This is a genomic window from Paenibacillus chitinolyticus NBRC 15660 (assembly GCF_000739915.1).
Classification (GTDB): domain Bacteria; phylum Bacillota; class Bacilli; order Paenibacillales; family NBRC-103111; genus Paenibacillus_F; species Paenibacillus_F chitinolyticus.
In genome coordinates, this window is record NZ_BBJT01000017.1 from 1 (window position 1) to 12,173 (window position 12,173).

Consider the following 12,173-nt stretch of genomic DNA (forward strand, 5'->3'; position numbering starts at 1 on the left):
CGGCCGCCGGGCCGGAAGCGCCGGCGAAGCGGGGCCGCCGCGGCAAAGCCGCCGCTGCGGGCAGCGAGGCTCCCGCAGCTTGGCCGGGCGATGCGCACAGCATGGAGCAGTTGCGCATTGCTCTGGCCGAGGAGGAGCACGTGGACGTGCTCCCGCAGGGCTGGATCGCCGACACGAACCACACCTTCAGCCATCTGTACTGGGACATGAAGGTGTACCGGTGCCGGCTCGGCGGCCAGGGAGGCGCCCCCGCGGGGCAGCTTCCTTACCGTTACCGCTGGATGTCGCCGGAGGAGCTGGAGCGCTACGCGTTCCCGAACGTCTTCCTGCGCGTTTTGAAGATGTACGCGGAGGAGTAGGGGGTATGGGCGGGGACGAAGGGAAGTAGACCCCGGCCGCCCCCGCTGCCGTCTAAAATACAGCCACATAAAAAAAAGACGCCCTCCCAGACTTATCGCCTGGGGAGGGCGTCTTGCGTATACCGGAATTATTTCTTAGCGGCTTCGTAACGCTTGTTAACGGCATCCCAGTTAACAACGTTCCAGAAAGCGGAGATGTAGTCCGGACGTTTGTTTTGGTATTTCAGGTAGTAAGCGTGCTCCCATACGTCCAGTCCGAGAAGCGGAGTGTCGCCTTCGAAGAGCGGGCTGTCTTGGTTAGGAAGGCTGTATACTTTCAGTTGGCCGTCTTTGCCGAGCGCAAGCCATGCCCAGCCGCTGCCGAAACGGGTAGTAGCCGCTTTGGCGAAATCTTCTTTGAATTTATCGAAACCGCCCAGCTCGCTGTCGATAGCTTGAGCCAGAGCGCCGGTAGGCTGACCGCCGGCGTTAGGAGCGATGGTTTCCCAGAAGAGGGAGTGGTTGGCGTGTCCGCCGCCGTTGTTGCGTACTGCAGTGCGGATCGCTTCCGGAATGCTGTTCAGATCGCTGATCAGGTCTTCCAGGGATTTGTTCTGAAGGTCCGCATGGCCTTCAAGTGCAGCGTTCAGGTTCGTTACGTATGTGTTGTGATGACGATCGTGGTGAATTTCCATCGTTGTTGCGTCGATGTGCGGTTCCAGTGCGTTATTCGGATAAGGTAGAGCCGGTAATTGATGTGCCATGATTTGAATACCTCCTAAGCGATATGTTAACACTTACCTGTTTATTATAAGACGATTTTTGATAGTAAATCAACATTTATGTATATTAAGTCGGCTGGACCGTGTTTTCCCGCCTTTTTTCGATCTCCCGGATGACCTGCGCATGTATAGCCGTACCTTGTGCGTTGAGCCAGGGGGACAACTCGCTCATCACCGAATGGTGATAAGACAATTCTTCTTCATCCCAGGCGGAAGCGTCCAGTGAACTCAGTTCGTGCAGATGCCGTCTTTCCTGCTGTGCCATTTTTTCACCTCCCTATATAAGAATGACCGGAAACCGGAGTTATTATCAGAAATTTTCTGCAAGAAGGCGCGGGGAAGATGTGAATAAGACGGAGGTTAGTTATAGAAGGATCGGAAAGGTCAACATTTTCTTTACCACATGATTTGTAAGCGCTGTACATATTTGCTTGTGAAAGCAAATAAGGGATTGACACCCGACATGAAAGCGTTTATCTTAAACTTATAAAAGTTAAACCCTTTTAATTTTGAGAACAAGCTGACACGGATGACAGAATAGGAATTTGAAGTGGTTTAAGAGGTTTTAGGCTGAAAAATGGGCATAATATCCAGAAATCCGAATCGGTTTATATGGAAATCATGTCTTTTATTTTTAGACTAAAATTAAAGCGTTTTAACTTTCGAAAGGAAGGATGCCATGAGAACCAAAACGGCAAGGCACCAAACGCTCTGGTTTTACATCTTCATTTCACCTTGGCTGATCGGAGCTGTTCTGTTTGCCCTGTATCCCATCGTATCATCGGCTTATTACAGTTTTACCGAGTATGACATCGTAAATCCCCCGAAATGGGTCGGCTTTCAGAACTACGTCGATTTGTTCCACGATGATATCTTCTGGATTTCCATCTGGGCTACCGTGCGGTATACGCTGCTGAGCGTTCCGATCCAATTGGGGCTTTCGCTTCTTTTCGCACTCCTGCTCAATCAGAAAATCCCGTTCAAAGGTTTTTTCCGGACGGTCATGTATTTCCCGAGCATGATATCTGGTGTGGCTATGGCACTGATCTGGATGTGGATTTTCAATCCGCAGAGCGGGCTGCTCAACCAGGGACTCAGCCTGCTGGGGCTGCCGGGGCCGCTTTGGCTGTTTGACGAGAAGTGGGCCATCTTCGCTCTTGTGCTCATGTCCCTGTGGACGGTAGGCGGCGGAATGGTTATCTTCCTGGCGGGTCTGCAAAGCGTGCCGCCCAGTCTGTACGAAGCGGCCGAACTGGACGGTGTAACGCGTCTTCGCTCGTTCTGGCACATTACGCTGCCGATGATTTCGCCCGTGTTTCTTTTTCAACTGATCATGGGGCTGATCGAGTCTTTCCAGGTCTTTACCCAAGCGTTCATCATGACCAAGGGCGGACCGAACTATTCGACGATGTTCTATGTGTATTACCTGTATCAGAACGCCTTCAAGAACTTCAAAATGGGTTACGCTTCCGCGATGGCCTGGCTGCTGCTGATCGTTGTCATGGTTCTTGCCCTGCTTATTATGAAAGGCTCTAAACGATTCGTTCACTACGAAGGGGGAGACGGAGTTTGAGCAGCACGGTTCCTACACAGCCCGCGAGGGCCTATAAACCTTCCAGGCTGAAGGCTGGGCGCAGAACATGGTTCGACTGGTTCGTCTTCGCCATGCTGATCGTCCTGTCGGTTCTGATGATTCTGCCGTCGGTCCATATGCTGTCCACGGCTTTCAAAACGCGGGCGGAATCGCTGAGATTCCCGCCGACGATCTTACCGGAGAAATTCGTAACGGAAAACTTCAAAAAATTGTTCGAGCTCGATTTTCTCAACTGGTATCAGAACAGCCTGCTCATCGGCATTATGACGGTGATCGGCACGGTGCTTTCCTCCGCACTGGTCGCCTACGGCTTTTCGCGGTACCGGGCGAAGGGCAAGGACGCCCTGTTCGCTTTTCTGCTGGCCACGATGATGCTGCCTTATCCGGCCGTCATGATCCCGCAGTTCATCCTGTTCAAGGAACTGGGCTGGATCGATACGTTCCTGCCGCTGATCGTTCCGGCATTCCTGGGCTCCGCCTATTTTATATTCCTGCTTAGGCAGTTCTATACCTCCCTGAGCAACGAGCTTTTCGAAGCGGCCAAAGTCGACGGCTGCTCGGAACTCCGCCAGTGGTGGAGCATCGCTCTTCCGCTGTCGGGCCCGGCCCTGGCGACCGTCGCCATTTTCTCCTTCATCTGGAGCTGGAACGACCTGCTCGGGCAGGTGCTTTATCTGAACTCGACCGAGAAGTTCACTCTGCCGATCGGCATGGCCGGCATGGTGTCATCGACCACGCGCCCTCCTTCCTGGAACGTCGTTATGGCCGCATCTCTGCTGGCGCTGGTACCGATTCTGGTTTTATTCTCCGTTGCGCAGCGCTATTTCGTACAGAGCATCGTGCTGACGGGTGTGAAATAAGAGAGGGAAACAATAAGGAGGTCTACCTTAAATGTGGATGACTAGAAAACCGTATCATTTGACGCTCGCGGCCGTATTGGCGGCGTCGGTAACGCTGGCGGGCTGTTCCGGGGGAGACAAGAAGACCGAGGGGACGGGCGGTTCCGGCAAATCGGGAGACACCGTAACGATCACCCACTACACCCAGGATGCGCCGGACAAAGCCTACGTGGAGGAGCTCATTCCGGAATTCGAGAAAAAGTTCCCCAACATCAAGGTCAAAGTGGTAAAAGCGCCTTACGAGCAATTCGAATCGAAGCTGCAGAGCATGGTAGCCGCCGGCAATTCGCCGGACGTCACTTCCCACTGGGGAGATGCGGGCTTCGCGGAATACTACAACAAAGGCTTGGTCCGCGACATGACGGACCTTCTGAAAGAAGACAATTTCAAAGCTTCCGATTACGGAATTTCGGATCATTTGATGGATATCTACAAAGTCAATGGAAAAACTTATGGAATTCCTGTCTATAGTTACGTATCTGTTCTCGTATATAATAAGGATATGTTTGACAAGGCAGGAATTCCGTACCCTCCGTCCGATTATGAAGACAAATCGTGGACGTTCGAGAAGATGCAGGAATATGCCAAGAAGCTGACCAAAATATCCAAAAACCTGAACGATACCCAGTACGGCATCGATTGGGGCTGGTCCGAGAGAGATATGAGACCGCTTTATTTCGGTGCCAGTGCGTATCCGGAAGAAACGTTTACGAAGAACGGCGGCAACCCGGAGGTTTCCAAGTTCAATTCGCCTGAAGTGAAAGACGCTTACCGGACGATGTTCGATATGATGCACAAAGACAAAAGCATGATCGATCCCGTTACGACCAAAGCAGTCGCGGGCGAAGGCGGAGATCCGTTTGCCGCTGGTAAAGTCGCGATGTCCGTGGGCGGCGCCTGGCTTCTCGCCGGCTCCAACGATTTCGGCTTTAAAGTCGGCGTAGCCGCCGTCCCGGCCGGAAAGAACGAGAAGGCGAGAGACGTGCTGTTCGTCGATCCCCTGTTCATCCTCAAAGACTCCAAGCATCCGAAAGAAGCGCTGGAGTGGATTAAATTCCAGCTTTCCAAAGAAACGCAGGAGAAGGCGGTCGAACTTAGCGGAGGCACGCCGCCGGCGAATTCGCTGGCAGGTGAGAAGTACTTCAGCTACTTCCAGAATATCGATCCGAAAGATCTCAAGAACGTGTACGAAGGCGGCCTGAAGTACGGCGTGGAATCGTGGAACCACATGATCCCGGGCTATGCGGAGCTTAATACGATCATCAAAAACGAGATGGAGCCGATCGAGAACGGCAAAAAATCGGTCGACGAAGTCATGCCGGATCTTGAGAAGCACATCAACGACGTTTTGGCGAAAAGGCAGAAAAAATAACACAGTCGGACTCTTGACCAGCCCCGCTGCATGGTGGGATTCCGACGTTGGGAGTTCGATTGGATGAAAATAAGCATATTTGATGTTGCAAAAAGGGCGGGAGTATCGGTCGTCACCGTCTCCCGCGTTCTGAACGACTCGCCTACGGTGAGGGAAAACAACCGGCAGAAAGTGCGCCAGGCTATCAAGGAGCTCGATTACCGGCCCAATTCGGCCGCAAGGAGTTTAGCCAGAGGGAAGACGGGCGTAATCGGTCTTACGCTTACGACTTTGCAGGATTCCCTGTTCGACGGGATCGTCAAGTGCGTGAACGATGCGTTGAAGGAGCACGGCTATTTCCTGGCCCTGTCCATCGGACCGGACACGAGTGATTCCGATTGGGGAGAAGGCAGCAACTTTCTGTACCAGGAAGACAGGGTGGACGGAATTATCGTACTTTCCCCTCTCAAGGAGGAAAACGACGTCCTGGAGTTGAAAAGGAAAAAGATCCCATTTGTTCTGGTGGATAACCAACTGGAAGACATGAGCGCCTCGGTCGTTAACGTCGATAACTATATGGGCGGTTTGGAGGCGACGCGTCACCTGCTGAGTCTCGGACATACCAAAATCGCGCATATCGCGGGTCCCGAGCTTTATCGGAGCGCGAGGGAGCGGAAACGGGGCTATATCGATGCCATGGCGGAAGCGGGGCATCCCCCGTTTCTTTTGGTGGATTCGGATTTCGATATCCGAAGCGGCTTCGACATCGCCAAGAGCTGGCTGGCGGAGGGCGATAGGCCGACGGCCGTGTTTGCCGCCGACGACTTTATCGCGCTCGGCGTGATTGAGGCCTTCCGCGATGCGGGACTTCACGTGCCGCGCGATCTGTCCGTCATCGGTTACGATGACCAAGCTTTCTCGTCGGCGATTCATCCCCGGCTGACGACCGTTCGTCAGCCTTCCGAGGGGATGGCGCAAGAAGCGGTGAAGCTGCTGCTGAAGATCGTGAACGGCACGCAGAAACGGAATGCTTCGGTGAAGCTGGAGCCGAAGTTAATCGTACGCGAATCCACGGCGTCTCCGGACGGCAGAACACTCGAAATAGACAGATAAAACAGGAGCTGTGAAATAGAAGAACAATTGCATGAAACGGGAGATGGAGAACTGTGACTTATTATTTGGGCATGGATGCAGGAGGCAGCAAAACTTACGCGGTTATCGCCGATGAAACCGGACGGGTGGTCGGCACCGGCAGAAGCGGCATGGGGAATCATCAAATTCATCACGACCGGGCGGCCGCGAGCATCGGGGGCGCCGTGGACGAGGCGCTTCGCGAAGCCGGCTTGACGAAAGCCGATATCGCTTTCGCTTACTTCGGGCTGGCGGGTGCGGACCGCGAGATCGACTTCCGCATCCTGCGGAAGCTCCTGGAGCCGATCGGCTTCGCGAACTGGGATCTCGCCTGCGACACCATCGTCGCCATGCGGGCGGGCACGACGAAGCCTTACGGCGTCGTCGCCATCTGCGGCACCGGCGTGAACTGCTCGGGCATGAACCGGCAGGGCGAAGCCTACCAGTGCGGCGGCTTTACCTACATGTTCGGCGACTTCGGCGGCGGAGGCGGCCTTGCCGTCGAAGCGTTCCGCTCGGTCGTCCGCGCCTGGGACGGACGGGGCGAGCAGACCGTGCTGACGGGACTGGTTCTGGAGCAGCTCGGCTACGAAACGGTCGGAGACATGTTCCACGATTTTCTCGACCATAACAAGTCCGTTCCGCTGGAGCTCGCGAAGCTGCTCTTCACGGCCGCAGGCCAGGGCGATCAGGTTGCCCTCGATATTTTGAAGGAGCAGGGCGAGGAGATCGGCCTTTCGATCAAAGCGATCGTGAACAAGCTCGGCATGGCCGAAGAAGAGTTCGATGTCGTGCTCGCCGGCAGCGTGCTGATGCGCGGAAACGGCGACTACATCGAGAAGTATATCGTAGACGCGGCGAAGAAGGCGGCTCCGGCAAGCACGATCCGCCGTTTGGACGCCGAGCCGGTAGTGGGCTCCGTGCTGCTTGCGATGGAGCGCGGCGGCATGACGGTCAGCGAAGAAGTGAGCGAGAAACTGAAGCAGTTAAGCATGTAAACCAAATCGGGGAGTGAGAGAGATGGACAAAAGTTTGAAAATCGTCGTCATCGGTGGAGGTTCCTCTTATACGCCGGAAATCGTAGAAGGATTTATTCTGAATTACGACAAGCTGCCGATTCGCGAAATTTGGCTCGTCGACATTCCGCAGGGCGAATGGAAGCTGAACATCGTGGGAAGCCTGGCGAAGCGCATGGTCGAGAAATCCGGCCTGCCGATCCAGGTTCATCTGACGCTGGACCGCCGGGAAGCTCTGCCGGGCGCAGACTTCGTCTCGACGCAAATGCGTGTCGGCATGCTGGAAGCCCGCGCCTGGGACGAGTCCATTCCGCTGAAATACGGCGTCATCGGCCAGGAAACGACGGGACCGGGAGGCATGATGAAGGCATTCCGGACGATACCGGTTCTGCTCGACATCTGCCGCGACATGGAAGAACTGTGCCCGGACGCTTGGCTGCTTAACTTCACGAATCCGGCCGGCATGGTGACGGAAGCTATCTCCAAGCACAGCTCCATCAAATCGATCGGCCTGTGTAACGCTCCGATCGGCATGCACAAATGGCTGATGAAAGAATACGACGTTCCGGCGTCGAGCATTTATACCGAATTTGTCGGTCTTAATCACCTTCACTGGATCACGCAGATCACCGTGGACGGGGAGTCGAAGCTGGAAGAGCTCGTCGGCAGCGGCAGCGGATATTCCGCCAAGAACGTGCCCCAGATGGAATGGAACGCAAGCTTTATCCGCGGTCTGGGCGCGGTGCCTTCCTACTATCTCAAGTATTTCTACCTGAAGGATGAAATGCTGGAGGAGCAGATCGAGGCGTCGAAGAAGGACGGCACGCGCGCCGAGGTCGTCAAGCGGGTCGAAGACGAGCTTTTCGAGCTGTACAAAGATCCGGATCTGGCAGAGAAGCCGAAACAGTTGGAGAAGCGCGGCGGAGCCTATTATTCCGAAGCGGCGGTCAACCTGATGTGCTCCCTTTACAACGACACAAAGGATATCCAGACCTTGAACGTGCGCAACGACGGCATTCTGGATTTCCTTCCGAACGAGTCGAGCATCGAGGTAAACTGTGTGGTGACCCGGCAGGGACCGATCCCGCTTTCGGTGACTCGCGTGCCGGAGGCTGTTAAAGGCCTGATCCAAGCCGTGAAAACGTACGAGATCCTCGCGATCGAGGCGGCCGTTACGGGGGACAGAAGCATCGCCCTTCAGGCGCTTGCCCATCACCCGCTTATTTCCTCGGTCAATACGGCCGAAAAAATGCTGGATGAAATGCTGGAGCAGAACCGCGCTTATCTGCCTAATTTCTTTCCCGCAGCGGAACATTCGAACGTTTAACGGTTTACGGCCCTAATCATTTCCGCGTAAAAGAAAAATCGACAATCGAAGAAACAATTCCGCTGATGGAATGGAACGAAAACGAACCGCCGGGATATCCCGGCGGTTTTTTTGTATGCGCGAATCGGAAGTTTCCGCCTGTGCGGTCACAGGCAATACATGACAGCGATCTTGCCGGAGGATTGAATGAAGAAGGTGTCTGAAAGGGTTCCTTCCAGGCCCATGTTCCTATGAAACCGCTGGAAGAAGAAGGACTTTTTAGGCGAAAAAAAGCACAAAAAGTCATGTAAACGCTTCCTATTAAGCGCTTTCAAGAGATTTATTAAGAAAAGCTAGTGTTTTTTGAAAAAAAGGGAGGATTTTCGGCGTTTTTTGTCGTAAAATTATTTTTACACCGAAAAATTGATATTGTGGGAGTGGACCTCATGCGTGTTCGTTCTTTTCGATTGTCTGATTACAGCCTGATCTCCGGTTTGCTACAGGAAGCGCTAAGCGATCCTTGTTACAAGGAAACGATGCAGGCGTTTGCCAAGCAGTTGTCGTGGGACGGCGAATTAGTGTTGGTTGCGGAAGAGCAGGATGAGCTGGTTGGTATGGTAATCGGAACCATTGATGACAACAAAGGCTACTATTACCGTCTGGCAGTTGCACCCGGGCATCGCCGCAAGGGAATCGGCAAGGCTTTGATTGAAGGAATGAAGCAGCGTTTTATGCAGCGCAAGGTTAAACGCATTCTAGTCACAGTCGATCATCACAATGAATTGGTGCTGCCTGTTTACGAGTCGGCGGGATACAATCACTCCGATTTTACGAGAACGGCAAACCGGCTCAGCATTGTAAAGAAAGCAAGCATGTAGGGGTCAATTATAGTATAATGAAGGCATATCTTTTTGTCGCTGGCGGACAGGCTCCGCTCCCGGGAGGAAGGTATGCTTTTATTGTAACCACTTCTTTTATGCCGGGAAGAACGGGCTCCGTAGGGAGCTTTTTTAGTCGCTGCGTATTTGTTTTTCTACGCGGGTTCCGGTCATTTCGTTTCAACCTGATCGAATTTCGAATGAACCGACAATAACAATGAAGTCATGAGCATAAGCTGCATTAGCCGGATGAGACGGTCTATATAGAGGGGCAATTTTAATGGAATCTTTCGAGCATTTTGTCATTAAGAGCTTTAAGCACGACGGTCATCTGCACCGGATGTGGCTGGAGAACTGGAAAGTGCCCCAGCACGAGCTCCATCCCGAACATCAGAGAGAAAACATGAACGTGTTTATCAACAACCAGACGAAAATCCAGGAAGCGGACGGGAAGGAATGGACAAGCCGGATTCCGGGTGTCTCTTTTTTTATACCGGGGGAATGGTACAATATCGTCGCTCTTCTCGAAGAGGGGGGCGTGCGCTACTACTGCAACGTAGCCTCTCCGTTTTACCGGGCGGGCAACGTCATTACCTACATTGACTACGATCTGGATGTGATCCGGATGGCCGGAGGCGACGTTCATGTCGTGGACCGGGAGGAATACGAGCATCATAAGGCGCTGTACCGGTATACCCCGCTGGTCGAGTCGAAAGTAAAGGCGGGGCTGGACGCCCTGGTGAAGCGAATCGGCAAACAGGACGCCCCCTTCGGGGACGAAAGCGTCCGCCGATACTATGAGCTGTGGAAGGACAGGGAAACGGAGGCGTGAGGTGACGGATTCCGGGCGGGAACCCCGGTCGTCTTCCGTACCCGCACCGGAGACGGGCGGAGTGGAGGGAGGCGGCCGCATTTCCGGGAGAAGAAACTGGAGCAGGCTGGGGACATTCGTTGTAATTATATTGGCTGCTGCCGTTATTCAGCGGTACGGATTCAACATTTCCGCCGTCCGCGGAATATCGATGGAGCCGACCCTGCATGAAGGGCAGCGGCTTTTTGTGAATAAAACGGCAGCTTGGACCGGGAGTTTCAGCCGGGGAGACGTCGTAGTCCTGAAAGAGCCGGATGGGACGGGTACGGAGAAGATTCACCCCTATCTGGTCAAAAGAATCGTGGCTGCGGCCGGTGACCGGGTTGAAATTACGGACGGGCGGGTATTTGTAAACGGGGAGGAACTGAAGGAGCCCTATACGGACGAAAGGATCGAGGACGGCGATTACGGTCCTTTTACCGTAGGAAAAGGTTACTGCTTCGTCATGGGCGATAACCGGCGCGCCGGAGCGAGTCTGGACAGCCGGAGTTTCGGTCCGATAGCCGTTAGATCGCTGGTCGGACGGGCAGAATGGATAGTATGGCCGCCAGACGCTCTGAAAGGTCTCTAGGGAGGCTTTGAGGTCACGAATAAGCTGAGAGAAGCAGCCGGCATTTAAAGGGCGCATGCGCAGGAAGAAAGGCCCTTGATACACTGTCCGTCGGCAGGGCTGACTGGGACGGTTCAACTCAAGATCATACGGAAGGAGGGATAGGGCATGCGGATAACACTTGCGGATGCTTCCGAAAGAGACCTGCTCCTGCTGAAGCAGGAAATCATCCAGGCGGCGCCGTCGCTCGGAATCGATAAGATCGGATTCGCTTCCGCGGAGCCTTTTCACGAGTTGAAGGATATTCTTCTTCGGCATCGTGAGAAGGGTTACGAATCCGGTTTCGAAGAACCGGATATCGACAAGCGCGTCCATCCGGACCGCAGCTTCGAAGGAGTCAAATCCATCCTTGCTATCGCGGTCGCCTATCCCTCCAAGCTGGTAAACCCGCCCCGCTCTGAGGCGGGAGCTTACCGGGGGATACTCGCCCGAGCCGCCTGGGGCGACGATTACCACCTGGTTCTGCGGGAACGACTGAAGCGGCTGGGCGCATTTCTGGAGGAACGCGTCGAAGGGGTCCGGTTTATGGACATGGTCGACACGGGCGCACTCGTGGACCGCGCTGTGGCCGAGCGTGCGGGCATCGGCTGGATCGGCAAAAACTGCGCCGTCATAACCCCCGAGTGGGGTTCTTGGGTTTACCTCGGCGAATTGCTTACAAATCTTCCTTTCCCCGCCGATACTCCTATTATGGACCAGTGCGGGGAATGCCGGATCTGCATCGACGCCTGCCCGACGGGAGCTCTTGTCGGGCCCGGGCAGCTGAACTCCAGCCGGTGCATCTCCTTCGTGACACAAACGAAGGGAATGATTCCGGACGAGTTCAAGGAGAAGATCGGGAACCGGCTGTACGGATGCGATACGTGCCAGATCGTCTGCCCGGTGAACAAGGGCAAGAACTGGACGCACCACGAGGATCTCCAGCCGGATCACGAGGTCGTGAAGCCGCTGCTGATTCCGCTGCTCACCATGGGCAACCGGGAATTCAAGGAGCGCTTCGGAAGAAGCTCCGCAGCCTGGAGAGGGCGCAAGCCCATCCAGCGCAATGCGGTGCTCGCGCTGGGCAATTTCAAGGACCGGTCGGCCGTACCGGTGCTCGCTTCCCTGCTCAAGGACGATCCGCGTCCGGAGCTTCGGGCCACGGCGGCCTGGTCGCTCGGCAAGATCGGAGGCGAGGCGGCGCTGGAAGCCGTGCTTCGGGCGCAGCGCAGCGAACGCGACGAAGCGGTGCTCGCCGAGCTGGACAATGCGGCGCGGAAGCTCGGCGGGCTTACGCCAAGCGGCGGCGATGCGGCCGCGGTAGAAGCCGGCGGACCGCAGGCGGACGGCGCCGGAGCGGCACCGGCTGCGGAGTAGCCGCTGTGCGTTAAGCCCGGGGCGTGCTGCCGGAAGTGCCG

General features: G+C 55.0%; 13 protein-coding genes. 11 read left to right on the forward strand and 2 right to left on the reverse strand.

The window, feature by feature from the left end; all coding sequences use genetic code 11:
* Positions 1–359 (forward strand): NUDIX domain-containing protein (locus tag PCH01S_RS26325; protein ID WP_042234868.1); only part of this gene is annotated, 359 nt, incomplete at its 5' end.
* A 128-nt stretch (positions 360–487) separates the two neighbouring features.
* Here PCH01S_RS26325 and PCH01S_RS26330 read toward each other — a convergent pair.
* Positions 488–1,102, reverse strand: a complete 615-nt coding sequence (locus PCH01S_RS26330) for a superoxide dismutase (RefSeq protein ID WP_009676925.1) — start codon at positions 1,100–1,102, stop codon at positions 488–490.
* Between the two features lie 85 nt (positions 1,103–1,187).
* A complete protein-coding gene (locus PCH01S_RS26335) occupies positions 1,188–1,385 on the reverse strand; it encodes a hypothetical protein (protein WP_042234871.1) in 198 nt (65 codons plus the stop codon).
* A gap of 414 nt (positions 1,386–1,799) precedes the next feature.
* Between PCH01S_RS26335 and PCH01S_RS26340 the strand changes: the two genes are divergently transcribed.
* From PCH01S_RS26340 to queG, 10 genes are all read left to right on the forward strand, one after another.
* Positions 1,800–2,693, forward strand: coding sequence for a carbohydrate ABC transporter permease (locus tag PCH01S_RS26340; RefSeq protein WP_009676921.1), 894 nt, complete (start codon positions 1,800–1,802; stop codon positions 2,691–2,693).
* Positions 2,690–3,574 (forward strand): carbohydrate ABC transporter permease, encoded by an 885-nt coding sequence (locus PCH01S_RS26345; protein ID WP_042234873.1) that lies wholly within the window; start codon positions 2,690–2,692, stop codon positions 3,572–3,574. Before PCH01S_RS26340 ends, PCH01S_RS26345 begins: the two co-directional genes overlap by 4 nt.
* 31 nt (positions 3,575–3,605) lie before the next feature.
* Positions 3,606–4,985: an ABC transporter substrate-binding protein gene (locus PCH01S_RS26350; RefSeq protein WP_042234875.1), complete on the forward strand. Its 1,380-nt coding sequence runs from the start codon at positions 3,606–3,608 to the stop codon at positions 4,983–4,985.
* Positions 4,986–5,048: 63 nt separating this feature from the next.
* Positions 5,049–6,077 (forward strand): LacI family DNA-binding transcriptional regulator, encoded by a 1,029-nt coding sequence (locus PCH01S_RS26355; RefSeq protein ID WP_042234876.1) that lies wholly within the window; start codon positions 5,049–5,051, stop codon positions 6,075–6,077.
* Positions 6,078–6,130: 53 nt separating this feature from the next.
* Positions 6,131–7,093, forward strand: a complete 963-nt coding sequence (locus PCH01S_RS26360) for an N-acetylglucosamine kinase (RefSeq protein ID WP_042234878.1) — start codon at positions 6,131–6,133, stop codon at positions 7,091–7,093.
* 22 nt (positions 7,094–7,115) lie between these two features.
* The gene (locus PCH01S_RS26365; RefSeq protein ID WP_042234880.1) at positions 7,116–8,438 is read left to right on the forward strand and encodes a 6-phospho-beta-glucosidase; all 1,323 of its coding nucleotides are present in this window, start codon (positions 7,116–7,118) and stop codon (positions 8,436–8,438) included.
* A gap of 425 nt (positions 8,439–8,863) precedes the next feature.
* Entirely contained in the window at positions 8,864–9,295 is a 432-nt protein-coding gene (locus PCH01S_RS26375; protein ID WP_042234884.1) for a GNAT family N-acetyltransferase, read from the forward strand.
* Between the two features lie 280 nt (positions 9,296–9,575).
* Positions 9,576–10,127: a DUF402 domain-containing protein gene (locus PCH01S_RS26380; RefSeq protein WP_042234887.1), complete on the forward strand. Its 552-nt coding sequence runs from the start codon at positions 9,576–9,578 to the stop codon at positions 10,125–10,127.
* Between the two features lies 1 nt (position 10,128).
* Positions 10,129–10,737 carry a signal peptidase I gene (lepB, locus tag PCH01S_RS26385; RefSeq protein WP_042234889.1) on the forward strand — a complete coding sequence of 203 codons (609 nt, stop codon included), beginning with the start codon at positions 10,129–10,131 and terminating at the stop codon, positions 10,735–10,737.
* Positions 10,738–10,884: 147 nt separating this feature from the next.
* On the forward strand, positions 10,885–12,132 hold the full coding sequence (gene queG / locus PCH01S_RS26390; protein WP_042234891.1) for a tRNA epoxyqueuosine(34) reductase QueG: 1,248 nt from the start codon (positions 10,885–10,887) through the stop codon (positions 12,130–12,132).
* Positions 12,133–12,173: the final 41 nt, after the last annotated feature.